Annotated in this window: 18 protein-coding genes; 7 read left to right on the top strand and 11 right to left on the bottom strand. The window is 39.5% G+C overall.

Going from position 1 to position 21,376, the window contains the following annotated elements:
* Positions 1 to 72: 72 nt before the first annotated feature.
* The 6 genes from BW142_RS16945 to BW142_RS16970 all read right to left on the bottom strand — a co-directional run bounded on the left by BW142_RS16945 (position 73) and on the right by BW142_RS16970 (position 9,458).
* The gene (locus BW142_RS16945) at positions 73 to 1,491 is read right to left on the bottom strand and encodes an efflux transporter outer membrane subunit (protein WP_076925671.1); all 1,419 of its coding nucleotides are present in this window, start codon (positions 1,489 to 1,491) and stop codon (positions 73 to 75) included.
* Positions 1,488 to 4,622, bottom strand: a complete 3,135-nt coding sequence (locus BW142_RS16950; RefSeq protein WP_076925673.1) for an efflux RND transporter permease subunit — start codon at positions 4,620 to 4,622, stop codon at positions 1,488 to 1,490. Before BW142_RS16950 ends, BW142_RS16945 begins: the two co-directional genes overlap by 4 nt.
* 12 nt (positions 4,623 to 4,634) lie before the next feature.
* Positions 4,635 to 5,804: an efflux RND transporter periplasmic adaptor subunit gene (locus tag BW142_RS16955; protein ID WP_024600519.1), complete on the bottom strand. Its 1,170-nt coding sequence runs from the start codon at positions 5,802 to 5,804 to the stop codon at positions 4,635 to 4,637.
* Between the two features lie 291 nt (positions 5,805 to 6,095).
* Entirely contained in the window at positions 6,096 to 7,397 is a 1,302-nt protein-coding gene (locus BW142_RS16960) for a hemolysin family protein (protein ID WP_024600520.1), read from the bottom strand.
* A gap of 136 nt (positions 7,398 to 7,533) precedes the next feature.
* On the bottom strand, positions 7,534 to 8,232 hold the full coding sequence (locus tag BW142_RS16965) for a transporter substrate-binding domain-containing protein (protein WP_076925675.1): 699 nt from the start codon (positions 8,230 to 8,232) through the stop codon (positions 7,534 to 7,536).
* Positions 8,233 to 8,348: 116 nt separating this feature from the next.
* Positions 8,349 to 9,458, bottom strand: coding sequence for an arginase family protein (locus BW142_RS16970; RefSeq protein ID WP_076925676.1), 1,110 nt, complete (start codon positions 9,456 to 9,458; stop codon positions 8,349 to 8,351).
* Between the two features lie 454 nt (positions 9,459 to 9,912).
* On the opposite strand from BW142_RS16970, the gene udp reads away from it, so the two are divergent.
* A complete protein-coding gene (gene udp, locus BW142_RS16975; protein ID WP_007582384.1) occupies positions 9,913 to 10,668 on the top strand; it encodes a uridine phosphorylase in 756 nt (251 codons plus the stop codon).
* Positions 10,669 to 10,854: 186 nt separating this feature from the next.
* Here udp and cdd read toward each other — a convergent pair whose 3' ends face one another.
* Together cdd and ppc are read right to left on the bottom strand one after the other, a co-directional pair.
* Entirely contained in the window at positions 10,855 to 11,781 is a 927-nt protein-coding gene (gene cdd / locus BW142_RS16980; RefSeq protein WP_076925677.1) for a cytidine deaminase, read from the bottom strand.
* Positions 11,782 to 11,936: 155 nt separating this feature from the next.
* Positions 11,937 to 14,582: a phosphoenolpyruvate carboxylase gene (gene ppc / locus BW142_RS16985; RefSeq protein ID WP_076925679.1), complete on the bottom strand. Its 2,646-nt coding sequence runs from the start codon at positions 14,580 to 14,582 to the stop codon at positions 11,937 to 11,939.
* Between the two features lie 120 nt (positions 14,583 to 14,702).
* On the opposite strand from ppc, the gene BW142_RS16990 reads away from it, so the two are divergent.
* The 5 genes from BW142_RS16990 to BW142_RS17010 all read left to right on the top strand — a co-directional run bounded on the left by BW142_RS16990 (position 14,703) and on the right by BW142_RS17010 (position 18,533).
* Positions 14,703 to 15,101: a DUF393 domain-containing protein gene (locus BW142_RS16990; RefSeq protein WP_076925681.1), complete on the top strand. Its 399-nt coding sequence runs from the start codon at positions 14,703 to 14,705 to the stop codon at positions 15,099 to 15,101.
* Positions 15,098 to 15,823, top strand: a complete 726-nt coding sequence (locus BW142_RS16995; protein ID WP_076925683.1) for an SDR family oxidoreductase — start codon at positions 15,098 to 15,100, stop codon at positions 15,821 to 15,823. Before BW142_RS16990 ends, BW142_RS16995 begins: the two co-directional genes overlap by 4 nt.
* A gap of 9 nt (positions 15,824 to 15,832) precedes the next feature.
* Positions 15,833 to 16,441, top strand: coding sequence for a flavin reductase (locus BW142_RS17000; protein ID WP_024605704.1), 609 nt, complete (start codon positions 15,833 to 15,835; stop codon positions 16,439 to 16,441).
* A 101-nt stretch (positions 16,442 to 16,542) separates the two neighbouring features.
* Positions 16,543 to 17,763, top strand: a complete 1,221-nt coding sequence (locus tag BW142_RS17005) for a Xaa-Pro peptidase family protein (RefSeq protein ID WP_076925685.1) — start codon at positions 16,543 to 16,545, stop codon at positions 17,761 to 17,763.
* A 110-nt stretch (positions 17,764 to 17,873) separates the two neighbouring features.
* Entirely contained in the window at positions 17,874 to 18,533 is a 660-nt protein-coding gene (locus tag BW142_RS17010) for a DsbA family oxidoreductase (protein WP_076925686.1), read from the top strand.
* Between the two features lie 101 nt (positions 18,534 to 18,634).
* Here the strand turns inward: BW142_RS17010 and BW142_RS17015 are convergent, their stop codons facing one another.
* The 3 genes from BW142_RS17015 to BW142_RS17025 all read right to left on the bottom strand — a co-directional run bounded on the left by BW142_RS17015 (position 18,635) and on the right by BW142_RS17025 (position 20,109).
* Positions 18,635 to 18,985 carry a hypothetical protein gene (locus BW142_RS17015; protein WP_076925688.1) on the bottom strand — a complete coding sequence of 117 codons (351 nt, stop codon included), beginning with the start codon at positions 18,983 to 18,985 and terminating at the stop codon, positions 18,635 to 18,637.
* 83 nt (positions 18,986 to 19,068) lie between these two features.
* Entirely contained in the window at positions 19,069 to 19,374 is a 306-nt protein-coding gene (locus BW142_RS17020) for a hypothetical protein (protein WP_076925690.1), read from the bottom strand.
* Positions 19,375 to 19,764: 390 nt separating this feature from the next.
* Positions 19,765 to 20,109 (bottom strand): hypothetical protein, encoded by a 345-nt coding sequence (locus BW142_RS17025; protein ID WP_076925691.1) that lies wholly within the window; start codon positions 20,107 to 20,109, stop codon positions 19,765 to 19,767.
* A gap of 579 nt (positions 20,110 to 20,688) precedes the next feature.
* Between BW142_RS17025 and nfi the strand changes: the two genes are divergently transcribed.
* The gene (gene nfi, locus BW142_RS17030) at positions 20,689 to 21,375 is read left to right on the top strand and encodes a deoxyribonuclease V (RefSeq protein WP_216351718.1); all 687 of its coding nucleotides are present in this window, start codon (positions 20,689 to 20,691) and stop codon (positions 21,373 to 21,375) included.
* Position 21,376: the final 1 nt, after the last annotated feature.

Raw genomic sequence — 21,376 nt, forward strand, 5'->3', positions numbered from 1 at the left:
AACTCAGTAAAGCAAGAGCTATAAATAGTCTCGCTATATAAATATGTAATGCGGCTTTAAAAGCCGCAAATATTATTTCTCTTCCTGAGCTATTTCACTGGTTACGTTCCATCCGCCACCAAGCGCTTTGTACAAATTAATTTGGCTTGCAAGATATGCTTGCTGACCTGAAATTAACTGTTGCTGCGCGCCGTACCACGTACGCTGAGCATCAAGTACTTGCAAGTAGCTATCTGCGCCTTTTTCGTAACGCATTTTTGATAAATCAAACGTGATTTGTCGGCTACTTATAAGCATATCAAGCGCACTTAATTGCTCTTGGTAACCTTCTCTATCAGCAAGTGCATCGGCAACTTCGCGAAACGCATTTTGAATTTTTTGCTGGTACGTTGCCACCGCAATTGCTTGATCGGCTTTTGCCACATCAAGATTTGCTTGGTTACGTCCCATATTAAAAATAGGTAAGCTAATTGTCGGCACAAAACTCCATGTCCCTGAGCCTGAATCAAACAAACCACTTAAGTCACTTGAAGCAGTGCCGGCATTGGCCGTTAAGCTAATACTCGGATAAAACGCCGCACGTGCAATGCCAATATTGGCATTTGCAGCAAGCATTAAATGCTCAGCGGCTTTAATATCAGGGCGTTGCGATAGCAAATCAGACGGTAAACCAACTGGCACTTCAGGCATGCTGATCAAATTAGTTAGGTCTTTGTTAGGCAGCAAATCGGCTGAAACAGATTTCCCTACTAATAAATCTAGGGCACTTTTATCACGCTTTAACAAACGCTTATATGTTGCTATATCTACTTTTGCTGTAGCTACTGTGCTTTTAAGCTGCTCAAGGGTAATTGAAGACGTAGCCCCCAAATCAAAGCTTTTTTGCGTAAGCGATAATGACTCTTGCTGAGAGGTGAGCGTTTCTTTTGCCAGCTCTAGCAGTTGTAAGTCCGTCGCGTAACTAAGCCACGCATTTGCAAGCTCAGAAATTAAAGACACCTGCGTACTGTATTGACTAAGCTCTGTAGAGTATAAATTTCGGAGTGCTTGCGCTGATTGGTTGCGCACTTTGCCCCAAATATCTAACTCGTAAGAGGTAATACCTACTGTTGCACTGTACTGCGAGCTAATAGCTGCATCGCCAGTACCCGACAAATCAGCCGGTAAACGCTGGCGCGTACCAGAAGCATTTAAATCAAGTGACGGATACAAAGCAGAATCTTCGATTTGATACAAACCACGAACGCGCTGCACATTAAGCACTGCAATTTGCATATCTTTATTATGCTCAAGGCTTTGCGTAATTAACGTTTGTAGTTTTTCATCATTAAAAAACTGCTGCCAATTTAATTGCTGCGCAACGCTTTGCTCAGCACCTGATGCATAAGCATCAGATACTGGTAAAGCAAGGTCTTTTTGCTCTGGTGCAAGTTGGCAACCGCTCAGTACTAATAAAGCAATGGCACTTAGGCTGAATGTTTTAATGCTCATTCTGCACTCTCCTTCGCTGTCTCTTTAGCTTTGCCTGGGAATACACGGCGAACTAACACAAAGAATAACGGTACAAACACAACAACTAATATTGATGATGCAAGTGTGCCACCAATAATCGAAATACCTAGGGCATTTTGGGCGCCAGAACCCGCACTTGAGGCAATCGCCAGTGGGATTACACCACAAATAAATGCCATTGACGTCATGAGTATTGGACGTAAACGTAAACGAACAGCAGCAACTGCTGCATCAACTAATCCCAGCCCTTCATCCATTTTATGAATAGCAAACTCTACAATTAATATCGCATTTTTAGACGCTAAACCTATGGTGGTCAACAAGCCCACCTGTAAGTAAATATCGTTAGATAAGCCACCGCCAAGTGCCGCCATAATTGCACCAAATATACCCAATGGCACAATCATCATTACCGCAAACGGTACTGACCAACTTTCATAAAGTGCGGCTAAACACAAAAATACAAATAATAATGACAACCCATATAGTAATGGTGCTTGACCACTACTAGAGCGCTCTTGGAATGAAATTCCGGTCCATTCAGACGAAATACCATTAGGTAATTGTTTTACTAAGCGTTCCATTTCATCCATTGCTTGGCCGGTACTGTAACCTGGTGCTGCACTACCTTGAATTTCCATTGCAGAAAAACCATTGTAACGCTCTAAGCGTGGCGAGCCGTATGTCCAATAAGCGCTAGCGAACGCTGAAAATGGCACCATATCGCCACTATCATTGCGCACATACCACTTATTTAGATCCTCTGGCACCATGCGCGATTGTGCATCACCTTGCATATACACTTTTTTAACTCGACCACGGTCAATAAAGTCATTCACATAACTACTACCCCACGCAGTGGCAAGCGTACTGTTTATATCACCTTGTGAAACACCAAGCGCTTCAGCTTTTGCCAAATCTGTATCAAGTTGTAGTTCAGGCATATCTTCTTGTCCATTTGGACGTACGCCCGCTAAAATTGGACTTTGGCTTGCTAAACCTAACAACTGGTTTCGTGCAGCTAACAGTGCGTCGTGGCCTAAGCCTACACGGTCTTGTAAAAATATATTAAAACCATTTGCAGTACCAAGCTCAACAATTGCAGGCGGCGGGAACGCAAACACAAACGCCTCTTTTATCGTTGAGAAGTACCCCATTGCTTTACCAGCAACACCTTGGACAGATAACTCATCACGCTGACGTTCATCCCAATGTTTGAGGTTAACAAAACCAATTGCAGCATTTTGACCTGAACCTGCAAAACTAAACCCTGTTACAGTAAAAATACCGTTAACAGCCTCAGATTGCTCATTTAGGTAATGGTTCTCCATTTTTTTAACAACTTCTAAAGTTTGTTGTGTTGTAGAACCTGCTGGCAATGAAACTTGGTTAAACAAAATACCTTGGTCTTCGTCTGGTAAGAATGCTGTTGGTAAGTGCGAAAACACATAAACCATACCACCCACTATCACAGCGTATATAAGTAAGTAACGCTTAGAGTGATTGATCATACGGCTTACAAAGCCTTGTGCGCCGCGATTCGTTTTATCAAAGCCTCGGTTAAATCCAGAGAAAAACTTGCCAATAAACGAGCTATCGTCGTGAACATGGCTTGGTTTTAATAACGTAGCACACAGTGCTGGTGTCAAAATAAGTGCAACCAATACCGAAAGACCCATCGCCGATACCAGTGTAATAGAGAACTGACGATAAATAATACCGGTAGAGCCACTAAAGAATGCCATTGGGATAAATACCGCAGAAAGCACCATGGCAATGCCTACCAGTGCACCTTTAATTTCATCCATAGATTTACGCGTAGCTTCGAGCGCGGAGAGTTTTTCCTCGGTCATTAAGCGCTCTACGTTTTCTACAACAACGATTGCGTCATCTACCAATAAGCCTATCGCAAGTACCATCGCAAACATTGTTAGCGTATTTATTGAATAGCCAAAGGTATATAAAATACCAAACGTACCAAGTAAAACCACAGGTACCGCAATGGTTGGAATAAGTGTTGCCCTAAAGTTTTGTAGGAACAAATACATAACTACAAAAACAAGTACAACCGCTTCAATTAAGGTGTGAATAACCTTTTCAATAGATAACGATACAAATGGTGTTGTGTCGTAAGGTACAACCGCATCTAGCCCTTCAGGAAAAAACGGTTTTAGCTCTTCAATTGCTTTTTTAACGCCTTCAGCTGTATCAAGTGCATTAGCGCCACTGGCTAATTTAATACCTAAGCCTGATGCCGGTTGTCCATCGTAACGAGCAACAACGCGGTAGCTTTCGCCGCCAAGCTCTACTCTAGCAACGTCCTCTAGACGTACAAAAGAGCCATCTGGATTGGTTTTAACTAATATTTGTTCAAATTGCTCTGGCGTTTGTAATCGACTTTGCGCCGTTACTGTTGCATTAAGTTGCTGACCATCAACGGCTGGCATACCACCGAGTTGGCCTGCAGATACTTGTGCATTTTGCGCACTAATTGATGCACTAATATCAGCGGGTGTAAGCTTATAGTTTTGTAACTTTGCAGGGTCTAACCAAATACGCATCGCGTACTGAGAACCAAACAGCTGCACTTCACCTACGCCTTCTACGCGCGATACAATATCTTGCACATTTGATGAAACGTAATCACCAATATCAATATTGGTCATGCTGCCATCTTTAGACACAAATGCATAAACCATTAAAAAGTTACGCGCTGATTTTGCAACTACAACACCCTGCCTTTGTACGGCCTCTGGTAAAAGTGGAGTCGCTGTCGCTAGTTTATTTTGCACTTGAACCTGAGCAATATCAGGGTCTGTTTCGGCGCTAAACGAAAGTGTAAGCGTAGCAGAACCACTCGACTCAGACGTAGATGACATATAAAGCAAGCCATCAAGACCTTTCATTTTTTGCTCAATAACTTGCGTTACAGTATCTTCAAGTGTACGAGCAGATGCACCAGGGTACGTTGCTGTAATACTTACTGCAGGCGGTGCAATTGAAGGATACTGCGAAATAGGTAAGCTCCTAATCGCCAAAATACCTGCAAGCATCACTACAATAGCGAGTACCCAAGCAAATATCGGTCTATCGATAAAAAATCGTGACATTAAAACTCTCCGTTATTGTGCTTTATCGGCTTTAGTAGACGATTGAATTTCAGAAGGATTCACTGGTGCACCAGGGCGGATTTTTTGTAAGCCTTCAACAATTAATTTATCGCCATCCATTAGACCATCGGTAACAAGCCAGTCAGAACCTATTGTGCGGTCTACTTTTAAAACACGACTTTCAACTGTATTTTCTTTGCTCACAACCATTGCTGTTGGCTCGCCTTTTGAGTTGCGGCTAACACCACGTTGCGGAGCTAAAATAGCGCCAGCTTTAACACCTTCTACTATAGAGGCACGGGCATACATGCCTGGTAGTAATAGTTTTTCTGGATTTGAAAATTTAGCACGTAACGTTACTGAGCCAGTACTTGGATCAACCGTCACTTCGGAGAACTGTAATGTGCCTTTATGAGGATAAACAGAGCCATCTTCCATAATAAGTTCAACATCGGTTTGGCTAGTTGAGTCAACCGTTAGCGCACCTGATGATATTGCTTTTTTAAGTTGGGTAAGCTCATTACTTGATTGTGTTAAATCGATATAAATTGGATCAAGCTGAGTCACTGTAGCAAGTGCAGTACTTTGATTGGCACTGACTAGTGCACCTACTGTTACGCTTGATTTACTAATTTGACCACTAATTGGTGACGACACATGGCTGTAATTAAGGTTAATTTGCGCTGATTTCAACTGCGCTTTAGCAGTTAATAATTCAGCGTTTGCTTGCTTGTAAGCAGCATCTGCTTCGTCAAAATCTTGTTGGCTCACGGCTTTGATTTTTAATAATTCACTATAACGCGATGCTTTTGATTTAGAGCTAGCAATGCTTGCCTCTGCACGTGCTACGCTTGCTTCACTTGCTGCTAAGTCGGCTTCAAATGTCGCAGGATCTATTTGATACAGAGCCTGGCCTTGTTTAACCTCTTTACCTTCTACAAATAAACGAGATTGAACAATACCACTTACTTGTGGGCGAATTTCAGCAATTTGAAATGCGCTGATACGACCAGGAAGTTCTTTTTTGAGAGTAAGCGCTTGGCTTTTTAATGTAAGTACACCCACTGGTACAGCTTTAGGAGCTGAAGCTTGTGATTGCTCAGTTGCTTGATCACAACCAGTTAAAGCAACAGAACCGACGAGGGCTGACAATACAAATAAAGCGATGCGGGAACGCTGCATGTTAAATACCTTTTAGTTTAGAGTGAACGATCATTCTAAATTAAAACGCGCTGATAATGAATCTTAATTAGAAGAAATTTACACAAACTTACACTCCCCAGTACAATATACGTCTTAGGTTGCATTTAATGTTAATTAGATGAAAATAGAATCAAGACTGTATGAAAATAAAACAACTTAACATCTTGAAATAATATCTCATTTTAGAAACTAAGTTTTTAATAGGCACAAAAAAGCCAAGCAAATACAGCTTGGCTATTTATATAAAGGACTAGTGTCATATCTAGTTTTTTAAAGGGTATTAGCGCTCTGTGGGTTAATAACCCTTGAAACTAACAACTGCTCTACCCTAATCCCTTCTACGTCAACTACTTCAAACTTAAAGCCCGAAAAAGTAAAATGTTCCGCACGTTTAGGTATACGCTTCATGTTATAAATTAAAAATCCAGCTACCGTCTCGTAAAGCATCTGGTCAGGAAATTCTTCTATATCAAGTACTTTTGCTAAATCGGTAATTGGGGTTAAACCATCTACAAGCCATGAATTTTTATCGCGTTCTATGATTAATTCGTCGCCTTGGTGAGTGATTAAATCACCCATAAACCCTTTCATTAAGTCTTTAACGGTAACAATACCCACCGAAAGTGCATATTCGTTTACTACAACAGCAAACGGCTTCGCTGCACTTTTAAACGCGTTTAAAGCTTCAGATAAACTTAATGTTTCGGGTAGGTAAAAAACATCTTTATCAATCAGATCATCGTTTATATTGGCGGCTTCGCCTTTTAGTACTTGTCGTAAAATATCTTTAGATTCAACAGAGCCATGCAACTTATCTAAATTTCCTGACACCACTAAAAAATGATTATGAGGATGGTCAATAATTTTAGTCGCAATATCATGGCTAGATTCATTTAAATCAAAATAGACAATTTGGTCGCGTGGAGTCATAACGCTTGATAAAAATCGCGCTTCTAGGTCAAACACATTGCCAATGAGTTCATACTCTTGCTTTTGCAAACTACCATAAGCAGCACCTGCTTCCATCATGGCAACAATGTCTTCTGTTGTTACATTGTCTTCTCGCTCAGCGGGCACTTTAAACAAACGCAGCACAAAGTTAGTGACGCCATTAAAAAACATCACCAGTGGAGTTAATGCAAAGGTAACCCAGCGCATTATTGTAACCACTCTAACAGCCACGGCTTCAGGCATGATCATCGCTAAACGCTTTGGCATTAAATCGGCGAACAATATAAACAAAGATGTAATAGTAAAAAACGAGAATAAAAAGCTAATTTTTTCTAAATGCGCACCTTGGTAAAATAATACCAACACACTTTCAACATAAGGCGATAAAGCCTGCTCACCCACAATACCACCCAATATCGCTATCGCATTGAGCGCTATTTGGATCATGGCAAAAAAAGCCCCTGGATTTTCTTGTAGCTTTAGTACCGCTGCTGCCTTTATATTCCCTTCATCTGCCATTACTCGCAGTTTTATTTTACGCGACGCTGCAATTGCTATTTCTGACATAGCAAACAACGCACTGATCAAGATCAATAAGCTAATCCCGATTAAATCACCCATTTAATGCTCCAAAAGTTAGGCTTTTTTAAACAAAAAGCAGCTGGATTATAATCTGTTTTTTAAACGCAGCAATTTAAATTTACTAAATATATTTAAACCATTAATTTTCAATTGGTTGAGAGGTAAAAAAGGAGATTTAAAGTACTGAAACTTTGCTGAAGGCGACTTTTAATTGAGTAATTAAGGCAGGATCCATATTTATATTACAAGCAAAAAATAATGGAGACTGAGCTGTATTTAAACTAAGTACAGGCTCAAGTAGTTCTAGCTTAGGTTCTGTTTTAACTCGGTAGTTAAATTGCTTTTTATTGAGGACAACAAAATCAAGAATATTGTGACGGGTACTGATAAGTTTGTCTATTTTATCTAGGCTATCGATGAGTAACAAGTTTCTGCTTTCGCTAAACCCTCGCTCAAGCAAATAGTGATGACTAAAATTATCACGCAGTACCGCTATTTTATATTTTTTAGCATCATTGAGAGTATTTAACTTTATACTTCTAGACTTAAGAGCATAAATCGCTGAGTCAAAGCTTTCAAGTTCCCCTACCCACTTAAACTTACTTTCTCTATTAGGTAATCGAACAATCGAAAATATACAGGTGTTTTTATCGCGTAGCGCCGCGTTGTAGGATATGGCCCAACTATGGGCAAACATAGTGTAATTTATACCTGTACCTTCTAGCGCTTTATGAACTTTATCAACAGAACGACCAACGAGTTTATTATCTTCATTGAGATACTGAAAGTCCGGAAATACTTCCGTTACTATTGTGATTTCAGTTGCATCAACTTTTATACAGCTAATGAACAACAAAAAGATCAATAATTTCATTCAGCAAGGCCTCAACTAACTCATTATAAGTATTTAATAAATATAGCTGAGGCTTTATGAACTGCTAGTTTTTAGTAGTGTAATGTACATTTATAAGCTGATAGTACTAGTACAGCTTACTTGTTCATTGCACTAATTAAGAATGCTGAAATTTTAGCGCCTTCTCTAAGTGTCGTTTCAGAGCTTGATTGTCCAACTAAAGAGCTGTCGGTAAATGGCGCTATTTCCATCATATCAGCACCCGTAATCGGGAACTCATCCGCAATGGCTGATAAAATATCAAGCGCATGCTGAGGCGTTAAACCATTATGCTCTGGCGTACCGGTGGCAGATGCAAACTCTGCATCAAGCGCATCAATATCAAAGCTTACGTATACTTCATCAACGTTATCGGCTTTTAGCTGTGCGATAGCGTCGGCAGCAACCGCTGCTGCGCCACGCTCAATGATTTCATGTGCCCAATGTTGCTTAACGCCAAAGGTACTTTCCCAGTGCGCTTTAGGCTTGCCACTTGAGCGTATACCAAATTGTATTAAATGATGCGGCGCCGGTAAAAACTCTAATATATGTGTACACCACGAGCCAAAACATAAATCAATACCTAAGCGCTCAACAAGTAAATCGGTATGCGCGTCAAAATGAATAATAGCAGTACGCCTACCTTGCTCACGTTTCGCTTTTAAGTACGCTTTGGTAAGTGGGTAACTAATTGAGTGATCGCCACCAATACCAAATATCCCTTTATCTTTAAACGTTGCGTAAAAACTGTCGCATACATCCTCTGTGATTGATAACGGACTAACGTAATAGTCATTATCTTCATTACCGTATAGGGCTTTTTGGCAATTAGAAATGGTTGCATCATTTAGGTATTTATCATGTAGCAAATGAGGGATTACACGTACATCACCTAAATCAAACGAATGACACTGCGGTTGCTGGTCAATTAATGCTGAGCGCACAAACAGTGGCCCCCAGTTTGCACCGCGTAAAATACCACCGCCACAGTCTGAGCTAATACCTAACATAACCGCTTTATGTGGAGAATTTGGTAATTCATCTAAAGACTCACGCCATAAGTTATCAACGTTTTCAGTTTGCCCGTATAGCTTATTACGCAGCGCAGCTTTACGCTCTTTTGCAGTATTTACTGTATATACGCCATCACCCGGTGCGCACAAACAGTGCTCAACTTTGTTTTTAAATGCTTCAAATTGTGTGCTCATAATAAACTCCTTCGATTTTTATTTTGTACGTAGCTAATTACTTTTGATTAGTTATGCAAAATCACCAAAAGTGCCTAAACTTCAAATAAATCCCACTTTGCTAAATAACTCTGTGCCTAATATAAATAAACACGTTAGCTTTTACGTGCTTAACAAAAACCTAAGGCATTGAATTGATTTAATATTAATGAATATTTACCATGAACTATTTAATTGTAGTTACGCGCTTGTGTGATACTTATTATGTCTGCTTGAACATGTCAACAGCACAATAAGCCTACGTATATAAGCACTTGATTGAATATTCATAGTTGATGAATAAATCAAATTAATCCTTAAAATTATTAAGACTTAATTGGAGAAGTTAAGGTAAAACGGACAATCGTCCTGTACTTGATAAACGTTTCTAGCAATGATGCTAGATTGACAACAAATTATTATAAAAGGCTTAGTTATGGAAAAGGTATTTCACTTAGGACTATGTATTGACGATCTTAAAGGTGCAAAACTTGCGATTGTACCGGGTGACCCAGATCGTGCTGCACGTATTTCACAATTCCTAGACAACCCAACCTGCCTTGCTCAAACTCGCGAGTTTCATGTTTACTTAGGTCAATTAAACGGCCATTCTGTGGTTGTTTGTTCTACGGGTATTGGTGGTCCATCTACGTCGATTGCAGTAGAAGAATTAGCACAACTTGGCGTGCGTAAGTTTTTACGTATTGGTACAACAGGTGCGATTCAGCCACATATCAACGAAGGCGAAATTTTAATTAGCCAAGCGTCTGTACGTTTAGACGGTGCAAGCCAGCATTTTGCTCCGCTTAGCTACCCTGCGGTGTCTGACTTTTATGCAACACAAGCTATGGTACAAGCATGTAAAAACTTAAATATCGATTTCCATATTGGTATTACTGCATCAAGCGATACATTTTACCCAGGACAAGAGCGTTACGATACGCATTCTGGTTACGTTCCAAAGTCGCTACAAGGTAGCTGCGAAGAGTGGCAAAAACTGGGCGTAATGAACTACGAAATGGAATCAGCAACGTTATTTACTATGTGTGCTGCCCTTGGCTTACAAGCTGCCTGTGTAGCTGGCGTACTTGTTAACCGTACTCGCCAAGAAATACCAAATGTTGACCATGGTGAAATTGAGCGTAAATCTGTAGCAGTAGTATTAGAAGCAGCTAAAGTGTTGCTTGATTAATATAAGTTCTATTAATTAATCGGCTATTATAACGATAAGAAAATGGCTCAGTAACAAGGCAAAAATTATGAAGTATAGTTGTCTTATATGAATAATTTTTAACGAAGTTAGTGAGTTATTTAATTCGATAGAATGGCACATTTTAATAAAGCACAGCTCTGCCTGTGCTTTATTGTTTTTGAAAGGTTATTTTAGCTGTGCACTAATTACTTCTATTGCCGGCAGGTTGTTAAAACTTGCAAGTACAGCACGTGCTACACCCGCTTGGTTTTCATGGCCTGCGGTTTCTAAAAGTGTAATTGATTTTACCGTACTTTCGTTAAAGCTAAGCCCTGCGATAAATAATTGACTAAGTGCACTTTGCAGTGGCGACAAGCTTGGGCTGTACGCTGCGTTTTCTGCGTAACTTCCGTAAAAATCACCATTTTCAAATGTACTAATTTTTACTGCACTAAAGTTTTTACTATAGGGTACGTATGCGTTTAATGCTGTACTTGCTAGTTTTTCATCTAGTTGAGCATTTACGAATACTTGCTGGTGAGGCTCTGGATTAAACAAGCTAAACGCATTGCCTAAATCAGTCGGCCCGAACGAATGAGGCAATAACTCTGCTAATTTAAAGTGTTGCTCTGGCAATAAAATATCAAACTCTTTAGCATCAGAGAGTTCGTTCATAAACTGGCGACAATACCCACACGGTGCATCGCTAATCGCTATTTTAACTATTTTTTTAGCACCGTTTAACCAGGCGTTATTTATAGCCGATTGCTCTGCATGAACCACTAAACTCAACGCTTGATGATCAAACTCTACATTTGCACCAAAATAAAAGTTTACCTCATCGTTTTCATCAAGTGCTTTAACTATTGCACCTACATGAAAATCTGATATCGGCGCAACCGCATACTCCGAAGCTAAAGGTACTAAACCTTGTAATAATGCATCGTCAGACACATTTAGCTGTGCACATAACTGTTTAATATTATTAGAATTTAATATGCCACGCTGTGATTTTAATTGACTGCGTAATGACGCTGTTTGCGCTACGCTTAATGTGATGTGCGAATTTGTAAGTGCTGTATCTTGCTGTACAGTAAAAGTTGCTGAAGCCATAACATTTTTTAATTATTCAATGGCTAAGTAGTTTAAAAGTTTAGGATGCGAAATACCAGCCTATTCAACGCAAAAAAAGGGAGCACATCGCGTGCTCCCTTTAATTTTAATTGGTATACCTAAAAAAATAATTGATTGGTATACATAACAAAATATTAGCCGGTATTACGCATACCTGCTGCAATACCTGTCATTGTGATCATTAATGCATTATCAATGTCACCTTCGCTGTGTTTTTCCTGTGAGCGAGCACGGCGTAAAAGCTCAACTTGCAATAAGTTAAGTGGATCGGTGTACGGGTTACGTAAACTAATCGACTCTTTAATCCAAGGCTGTTCGGCTAATAAGCTTTTTTGTGGGCTAAGTGATTGCACTAAGCTAATGGCTTCTTGAAGCTCTTTACGAAGTGTTACACCCAGTGGTTTGTACATATCTTCCACCAGCGCATTATCATAATGCTCACTCAACCAGCAATCGGCTTTACTAAATACCATTTCTAGCATTTCTAGGCGAGATCTAAAGAACGGCCACTGTAAGCTCATTTCGTTTAGAGTTTCTGCGCCGTATTTATTAAGCGCAGCTTTTAAGCCAGTTAACGCACCTAACCATGCTGGAAGCATTAAACGGTTTTGGCTCCAAGCAAAAATCCATGGAATAGCACGCAGGCTTTCAACACCGCCATTAGGATTACGTTTTGCAGGGCGAGAGCCAAGCGGTAGCTTAGACAGTTCAAGCTCAGGTGTTGCCATTCTAAAGTAAGGTACAAAGTTTTCATCATGGCGAACTACATTACGGTAGTGCTCACACGACTCCTCACTTATTAGCTTCATTACTTCGCGCCACTCTGGTTTTGGCTCCGGCGGCGGTAACAAGTTACTTTGCAGAACTGCGCCTGCGTAAATATTTAAGCTTTGCAGTGCTACATCGGGTAAACCAAATTTAAAGCGAATCATCTCGCCTTGCTCGGTTACACGCAAACCACCTTTCAAAGAGCCTGGCGGTTGTGAATGCAGTGCTTGTGCAGCGGGTGCACCACCACGACCTACTGTGCCACCACGTCCGTGGAATAAAACAAGCTCAATACCACGTGCATCAGCAAGTTGTACTAGTTTATCCATTGCTTCGTACTGTGCCCAACCTGCTGCCATCATGCCGGCATCTTTAGCTGAATCAGAGTAACCAATCATTACGTTTTGGGTGTTTTTAATGTGCCCGCGATACCAAACATTATCAAGCAATGTGGTAATTACATCACTGCCTGCGTTTAAATCGTCAAGTGTTTCAAACAACGGTGCTACTGGTAAATCAAAGCTGCAGCCGCTTTCTTTTAGCAATAGTTGTACCGCTAAAATATCTGACGCTGTGCGCGCCATCGAAATAATATACAAACCAAATGTAGCTTCGTCTTGCTTGGCAATCACATCAAAAGTATCAAGTACTTCTTGTACATCAGGACTTGGTTGCCAATGTTTTGGAATTAGCGGTCTGCGCGAGTTAAGCTCTGCAAGTAAAAATGCTTGTTTGTCTTGCTCTTGCCATTGGTTGTAGTCGCCTAAACCTAAGTAACGAGTCAGTTCTGAAAACACATCGCCGTGGCGAGACGAATCTTGGCGCACATCAAGTTTAGCTAAACGCAAACCAAAGCTATTTATACGGTGCAGTAAATCAAGTAATAAGCCATCCGCAACTACTTTCATATTACACTTTAATAACGATCGATAGCACACTTCAACCGGGTGTTTAAGCTGATTAATATCAGTTATTAAGTCTTGTGAATCGCTGCGCTTATTTTTAATTTTAGCACCTAAGTGCGCCACTGTTTCAGCAACCTGATTTTTAAGCTTTTTGATTACCGCTCTGTATGGTTCAAACTCTTGCCCTGCAAGCTCAATAAGCTCATCACTGGCATCTGACATAGATAATTCAGCGCACAACGTTTTTAAATCTTGAATGTATAAGTTAAGTGCCATCCAACGACCATGATCAAGCACCTCTTTTGTTACCTGCGATGTTACAAATGGATTACCATCACGGTCTCCACCCATCCAAGATGTAAACTCAATTGGGCTGTAATCTATCGGTAACTCTAAGCTTAATTGGTCTTTAACATTGGCTGAAAATTCACGTAAAAAACGCGGTACCGCATGCCAAAGGCTATTTTCTATTACGGCATAGCCCCATTTAGCTTCATCAACAGGTGTTGGACGAGAGCGACGAATATCGTCGGTATGCCACGCTTGGCTAATCAGCTGTTCAATACGATTTAAAATATTGTCACGCTCTTGCACTAAGTTATCTTTTCGCTCTAATGATGCAAGGCAGTCACTTAGTTCAACGTGTTTGTTAATAATAGTACGGCGCGTAACCTCGGTTGGGTGAGCAGTTAGTACTAAATTTATGTGGAGTTTTGAGAGTGTTTCGGCCAAATGATTACTGTCTAGCTGGCCTTGTTCTGCTTTTGTAGCTAACGTTTTTAATGTTTGAGTGAGAGGGTTTTGTTGACCAAGGCCAACGTCATTAAAACGCGAAACGGTATGAAATTGCTCTGCTACATTAGCAAGGTTTAAAAAATGATTAAATGAACGGGCAACCGGTAAAAGCTCTTCGTCACTAAGCGCATGTAAAACTTCTATAAGCGCTTGTCTGTCGTCTTCGTTACCACTGCGAGATGATTTTGATAAAGCTCGAATTTCTTCTACTTTATCTAAAATCGCTTGACCTTGGGCATCTTTAATTGTTTGTCCTAGTAGTTGCCCTAGTAAATTTACATTACCTCGCAAGGCGGCGTATTGTTCACTCATTTATCAGTCTCCATTTTTTCGTAGGACACTATTAATATCATTATGAAGAGATATTTAATAGATCCATTTGCAATGTCTTGTCGTAAAAAAGTATATATAAAATAATCACAAAGCATTCACATGGTCATTTTTTACGATGGTAACTGTCCTCTTTGTAGCACTGAAATGCAGCAACTAAAGCACGCAGATACTAAAAACCTAATTACGCTTGAAGATCTTAACGCGACCGACTTCAGTGAGCGGTACTCGTATATTGATAGAGACAAAGCAATGACTTATCTACAAGCTCAAAAGCAATCAGGTGAAATGATTTACGGGCTTGATGTAACTTACGAGGCATGGAAAATAGTGGGTAAACACGGCTGGTTGAAAATTTTTCGCTTGCCAATAATTAGCTTTTTCGCTGACTGTGGATATGTGTTATTTGCAAAATACAGACATCCCCTTAGTAAAATTTTAATGCCAAACACAACGTGTTCTAATGGGCAATGCAGTTTAAAAAATAAGGGTAGTAAATGAAAACCATTGTTTTATTTGGCGCTAGTAGTGCGATTGCTAAAGCGTATGTTGAGCACTTAAATAACCATGCATCACAATTTAAGGTTCTGTGTGTCAGCTCAAGTGAATACAGCAGCACCCCTACAAATACTGAGTACTTTAGCACCGACTACAGCGCCCAAAGCTTGGCTATTTTTACCCAACACTTAAAAGACACTCAAGCTGAATTACACCAAGTTATTATATTCAATGGTAAACTTTATAACACTCAGCACATGCCCGAAAAAAAGTTAGAAGATTTAAACGCTGATTATTTTAACGAGTTACTAAATGCTAATACACTCACGCCGTTACTTTGTTTACAGAGCATATTGCCTCTATTAACCCACAAAACGCAGTGTACTATTACAGCATTAAGTGCGCGCGTAGGTAGCATAAACGACAATGAATTAGGTGGCTGGTATACTTATCGCGCATCTAAAGCGGCACTTAACATGCTATTTAAAACGGCGGCTATTGAACTTGCTCGTCGTGCTAAAAACACCAAACTCATTTTGTTTCATCCAGGCACTACCGATACCGAACTCTCAAAGCCTTTTCAAAAAAACGTACCTGCAGGTAAGTTATTTACGCCTGAATTTGTAGCTGGGCAACTTTTTGAATTAACAAACAACAACCCTGATTTAAAACTAAACGGTGAACCTGCTTATTTAGACTGGCAAGGTTCAAACATACCGTGGTAAGGATTTTTAATGCATTTTACTAAAGCGCGAATAGACGCACTTGAAAAACATACCCGTACTCACTTAATCAACTCTCTTTCGGGCTTTAAAAGCGCTAACTTAATTGGTACACAAGACTTACTTGGCAATACTAACTTGTCGATTGTCAGCTCCGTTATTCACCTTGGGGCTAACCCGCCGTTGGTCGCAATGATTATGCGCCCTCACAGTGTGCCGCGTCATACGTTTGAAAATATTTTACAAACGGGCACTTACACCATTAATCAAGTGAATAAGTCGATTTATAAACAAGCTCATCAAACTTCAGCCCGTTACGATAAAGACGAGTCTGAGTTTGATGCTACAGGCTTAACACCTGAATACTTAAACGACTTTGCAGCCCCTTTTGTAAAAGAAAGCCGCTTAAAGTACTCGGTTAAATTTGTAGAAAACCAACATTTAGCCATCAATGGAACTGAGCTTGTTATTGGCGAAATTATGGATGTTTTTGTTGATAAAGCCGCGCTGCAAAGCGACGGTTTCCTAGATTTACAAGCAATAGAAACAGTGGCAGTAACTGGGCTTGATAGCTACCACACAAGTAATAAACTCACGCGTTTACCTTACGCTAAAAAATAATATGACCTTTTAAGAGGCTATAAACTATTAGCCTCTTATCGCATAACATTGAATTTTACCTTGGTATTAATCACACTAGTTAAAAATCCAAGGAGAAAAACATGACTACCATCGGTATTGGTACACAATCTAGCGAGCAAGCGTTGGCAAGCTTAAGCAATATGACGCACACGCTAACCCCTATTGCAGCTGACGAACATTTAGAGCGCATAGCAAAGGCGCAAGCGTATATGCTAGCAAACAACATAGATGCAATTTATTTAAACGCTGGCACCAACCTTACCTACTTTACAGGCATGAAATGGTACGCGAGCGAACGCATGGTTGGCGCGATATTACCCGCCCTTGGTGAAGTACAATACATTGCGCCTTATTTCGAAATTGGTTCACTAAACGGGTTTAAAGTAATAGAGGGACCTATTCATGGATGGCAAGAGCACGAAAATCCTTATGCACTTTTTGTTGAAGTACTAAAAAAGTTAAACATTAATGAAAACGCAACCATTGGCATTGATGAAAGCGCGCAATTTTTTATATTCGACGGCATTAATAAAGCGCAAACGGGTTTAACACTCATAAATGCACAACCCGTAACGGCGCATTGCCGCATGCATAAGTCAATTCATGAGCTTAGCTTAATGCAGCGCGCGATGGACATGACCTTGGCCGTACATCAAGCCACAGCAAGCATGCTTTATGAGGGAATAACCACCACCGAAGTAGAAGCCTTTATTAAGCAAGCACATCAAAAAGTAGGCGCGCCAGGTAACTATTTTTGCATTGTTTTATTTGGTGTTGCAACGTCTTTTCCGCACGGTGTTAAAGACGCCCAAATACTTAAAAAAGGCGATATGGTACTAATTGATACCGGCTGTAAAGTACACGATTACTTATCAGATATAACCCGTACCTATGTATTTGGCGAACCAACAATGCGCCAGCGTATGTTTTGGGATCATGAAAAAGCAGCGCAAATGGCGGCATTTAATGCAGCTAAAATCGGTGCCACCTGCGAAGACGTAGATGCGGGCGCACGTACTTATTTAGCGGCGCAAGGCCTAGGTCCGCAGTACCAAACACCGGGTTGCCCGCATCGAACGGGTCACGGCATCGGGCTAGACATTCACGAATGGCCATACTTAGTTGGCGGTGATAAAACCCCACTTGCCACAGGCATGTGCTTTAGTAACGAACCAATGTTGGTTATACCCGATGAATTTGGCGTGCGCCTAGAGGATCATTTTTACATGACCGACACCGGTCCTCATTGGTTTACACAACCAAGTTACAGTATTGACGACCCGTTTGGGCTAAACGCTTAAACCCTTTAATAAAGAGCAGCCATTTGCTGCTCTTTTTAGTTTAAGGATTGATAATACATACTTCATCCCAATATCCCTTTTATACCAAAGCAATCCTCAAAAGGATAAATATGAAAAACTTTAAAATTGATATCGTGTCAGACGTAATGTGCCCATGGTGTGTGGTAGGTTATAAAAATCTAGAGACAGCGCTTGGCCAACTTAAAGACGAAATGAGTGCAGATATTACGTGGCATCCTTTTGAGCTAAACCCTGATATGCCACTTGAAGGTCAAGATTTAAACGAACACTTAATGCAAAAGTACAACCTAAGCGAAGAGCAAGGCGATGAAAATCGTAAAAACATGTTCGAAGCAGGAAAGCGTGCTGGCTTTACGTTTAATTTTGATGGCAAACGCATCATGATCAACAGCTTTGATTTGCATCGTCTATTAATGTGGGCACGTGAAGAAGGTAAGCAAACCGAGTTAAAACTCGCCTTTTTTGAAGCGCACTTCACTGATTTAAAATACTTAAATCAAGAAGAAGCACTGCTCGACGTTGTTGAAAAAGTAGGTCTTGATAAAGAAATTGCGCGCGGTATTCTACATTCAGACAAATACGTACAAGACGTACGCCAAGAGCAAGACCGCTTTAAACAAATGGGCATTTCGTCAGTCCCTACGTTTATCATAAACGATAAATATGCACTAACCGGCGGACAACCAAGTGATTCGTTTATTCAAGCACTAAAACAAATTAGTGAAGAAGAAGCCAAGCAAGAAGTTTAATTAGCTAGGAAAAAATAAAGGCTGCAATGTGCAGCCTTTTAGCTAAGAATTAACTATAACTAATAAATTAAACATCATCGTTTTTTATTTGTTAGTAAAAACTACCTTAATATTTCAATTCGCTTAAGCGTCTCTAACTCATTAAAGATTGAGCACTCGCCAGTGCCTATCGCCATTACTTTAACTTTAGTTACATGAGCTGTTAGTATAAAGTTAGCCAACGTCTTGTTAGAAGGCTCTTCAGTTAAAGGGAATACGTAACTCCATTTGGAGTTTTTGTGGCAACTTGCTTTAGATTGATCGTTAGAATCTATAACTAGGAAAATTTTATTACCAAGAGAAGTGTCTACCATTACTCTTTGAATTTCTCCATTTTGAACCTCTCCAGCTAAAATTTTAGCCGAAAATAAAAACACCATAAAAAAGAAGTAATAATTTTTGTAAAAAAGCATAGCAAGTCTTTGTATTAGATAAAAAAGATTATACTAACATTAATTTAAAAACTTAGATGGACTTAATTTAGCTTGCTGTACCATCAATTTAGAATGTGTATATACTTTCCAGTACAACTAGTGTCATTGTCATTTATGTAAAATCTAATATTTTTACCAGCAACTAGGCTCGTCATTAACATTGAATAGACTACCTTATTGTTTTCACTATTATTTTCCCAAGAGAGCCATCCGCCCTCTGGACATGTAGTACTTCCGACATCCAACTTAAACTTAATAACATCTGGCATATAGCTTGCCTCTAGTGTTACAACTTGACCTGTCAAAAATTCTAAAGAGAGCACTTTGCTACTAAAAAACACAACTATAGTAAAAAATAATACTTTCATTAACCCTACCTTGGCTTATTAAAATTTTTAGTTATGGTGTATATTACTACTTTCACAACTACCTGTTTATTAAATTATATTAACTTAATACCTTATCAAATACAGGTAATAAATAGGTAAACCTAGCTAAAATGTTCAGCTGGTAACACAAAAAAATTTAAAATACAGGGTGGGTGGCGTGGATACCTTTTTATAACTAAAAACTAGTACAGTTATCTAGGACCAAACATACTTTCCATTGATGATAATCATAAAAAGCAAATAGAAAGACCTGACCCTATGACCTTAGACCTTACTCTTCTTATTGAGGTGTTAAATGGCAAAACGTAAAAATAAAACTGGGGACTCCAATACATAATTATGGGATGTCCATTAATCAAGTTAATAAACCTACGAAATAATCCAAACACTGACAATATGCGGATAAGAGTTATTCTGGCCTTTACAACCATTGACCCAGAATTTAACTTTCTTACCAGCTATCTGAGCGGCCATCAACGTGGCATGAATTGTTGAGTAATTTTGATCTGTAGGCATAATCGCAAAATAATAGTTACTAGCACAACTATCAGGGTTGTTTTTTGACCCCATTTCAGTACTTATCAAATCAGGAACATGAACCATAGTCCAGCCATTGTTAACATACATTGATGTAATAACGCCTGAACCAGTCCCGCCACTTGCATTAACAAAAGAAGAAAATAGCAGTGCACTTAAAATTAAATATTTATTCATAATCATCCTTAAATAAAAAACAAAAACGTATATTAAACTTTTTTATTCCTTTTATAAAATATATTCTTAATTAATATGTGGGCTTATCTAAATATCCCCCGTGAGTGCATAAACTAACTCTATTACTAATTGTGCACCACTAACTTTAGCGGCCGAAACACTACAGAGGACAATGCTTTACCGATCAGTTAGAAGGAAGGCAAAAAGAAAGACCTGACCCTAATCTTTGACCTTCTTTTATAAAATATATTCTTAATTAATATGTGGGCTTATCTAAATATCCCCCGTGAGTGCATAAACTAACTCTATTACTAATTGTGCACCACTAACTTTAGCGGCCGAAACACTACAGAGGACAATGCTTTACCGATCAGTTAGAAGGAAGGCAAAAAGAAAGACCTGACCCTAATCTTTGACCTTATTCTTTTCTGACCCTATTCTTTTCTTCCTCGGTGAATAGCCCTAAGTGTAGGCAAATCATTAAAGGTGGGTGGTTTCTTAAACTGGTCTTAAATCAACTCAGCTTTAGTGTGTTATACTTTGATGAGATACTTCAAATTATACTATTTTGTAAGCCACATGGAAAATCAACAACATTTCGATGAACTGCTATTTATTGCGAAACAAGAAAAATTAGCTAAATCTGTAAAAATATATAACGAATTTAATGATATAACTACAATTGCTGGTGTCGATGTTGCCTATAACGAACAATCATCAGAAGTTGTTGGCGCAATTACTGTACTGGATGCTAATACATTACAAGTACTTGAAATACAAACCTGCATTGAACCTATTAGCTTCCCTTATATTCCCGGGTTATTTTCTTTCCGCGAACTCCCACCACTTTTAAGTGCATTTAATAAACTCACAACTGTTCCAGATTTGATCATTTGCGATGGTCATGGCCTTGCACACCCAAGACGTTTTGGCCTTGCTTGTCACTTAGGTGTCACCTTAGATATCCCCACCATAGGCTGTGGCAAGAGCAAGTTATTAGGTGAGTTTAAAGAACTTGCAAAACACCGTGGTGCAACGTCTGATTTAATAGATGACAACAAGATTATTGGCAAAGTGCTACGTACGCAAGATAATATCAAACCTGTTTATGTATCCATTGGCCATAAAGTATCACTAGATACTGCAGTTGAGTGGATATTAAAACTAGCGCCTAAATATCGACTCCCAGAAACCACTCGTCAAGCAGACCAATTGGTTAATAAAACTTTAAAAGAACATAGAGAAAAGACTTATGAAAAACCATAAG

This window comes from Pseudoalteromonas sp. EB27, from assembly GCF_001974875.1.
Classification (GTDB): domain Bacteria; phylum Pseudomonadota; class Gammaproteobacteria; order Enterobacterales; family Alteromonadaceae; genus Pseudoalteromonas.

Coding starts and splice junctions, on each gene's coding strand:
- BW142_RS16945 (WP_076925671.1), bottom strand. CDS start 1,491: ATGAGCATTAAAACATTCAGCCTAAGTGCCATTGCTTTATTAGTACTG.
- BW142_RS16950 (WP_076925673.1), bottom strand. CDS start 4,622: ATGTCACGATTTTTTATCGATAGACCGATATTTGCTTGGGTACTCGCT.
- BW142_RS16955 (WP_024600519.1), bottom strand. CDS start 5,804: ATGCAGCGTTCCCGCATCGCTTTATTTGTATTGTCAGCCCTCGTCGGT.
- BW142_RS16960 (WP_024600520.1), bottom strand. CDS start 7,397: ATGGGTGATTTAATCGGGATTAGCTTATTGATCTTGATCAGTGCGTTG.
- BW142_RS16965 (WP_076925675.1), bottom strand. CDS start 8,232: ATGAAATTATTGATCTTTTTGTTGTTCATTAGCTGTATAAAAGTTGAT.
- BW142_RS16970 (WP_076925676.1), bottom strand. CDS start 9,458: ATGAGCACACAATTTGAAGCATTTAAAAACAAAGTTGAGCACTGTTTG.
- udp (WP_007582384.1), top strand. CDS start 9,913: ATGGAAAAGGTATTTCACTTAGGACTATGTATTGACGATCTTAAAGGT.
- cdd (WP_076925677.1), bottom strand. CDS start 11,781: ATGGCTTCAGCAACTTTTACTGTACAGCAAGATACAGCACTTACAAAT.
- ppc (WP_076925679.1), bottom strand. CDS start 14,582: ATGAGTGAACAATACGCCGCCTTGCGAGGTAATGTAAATTTACTAGGG.
- BW142_RS16990 (WP_076925681.1), top strand. CDS start 14,703: ATGGTCATTTTTTACGATGGTAACTGTCCTCTTTGTAGCACTGAAATG.
- BW142_RS16995 (WP_076925683.1), top strand. CDS start 15,098: ATGAAAACCATTGTTTTATTTGGCGCTAGTAGTGCGATTGCTAAAGCG.
- BW142_RS17000 (WP_024605704.1), top strand. CDS start 15,833: ATGCATTTTACTAAAGCGCGAATAGACGCACTTGAAAAACATACCCGT.
- BW142_RS17005 (WP_076925685.1), top strand. CDS start 16,543: ATGACTACCATCGGTATTGGTACACAATCTAGCGAGCAAGCGTTGGCA.
- BW142_RS17010 (WP_076925686.1), top strand. CDS start 17,874: ATGAAAAACTTTAAAATTGATATCGTGTCAGACGTAATGTGCCCATGG.
- BW142_RS17015 (WP_076925688.1), bottom strand. CDS start 18,985: ATGCTTTTTTACAAAAATTATTACTTCTTTTTTATGGTGTTTTTATTT.
- BW142_RS17020 (WP_076925690.1), bottom strand. CDS start 19,374: ATGAAAGTATTATTTTTTACTATAGTTGTGTTTTTTAGTAGCAAAGTG.
- BW142_RS17025 (WP_076925691.1), bottom strand. CDS start 20,109: ATGAATAAATATTTAATTTTAAGTGCACTGCTATTTTCTTCTTTTGTT.
- nfi (WP_216351718.1), top strand. CDS start 20,689: ATGGAAAATCAACAACATTTCGATGAACTGCTATTTATTGCGAAACAA.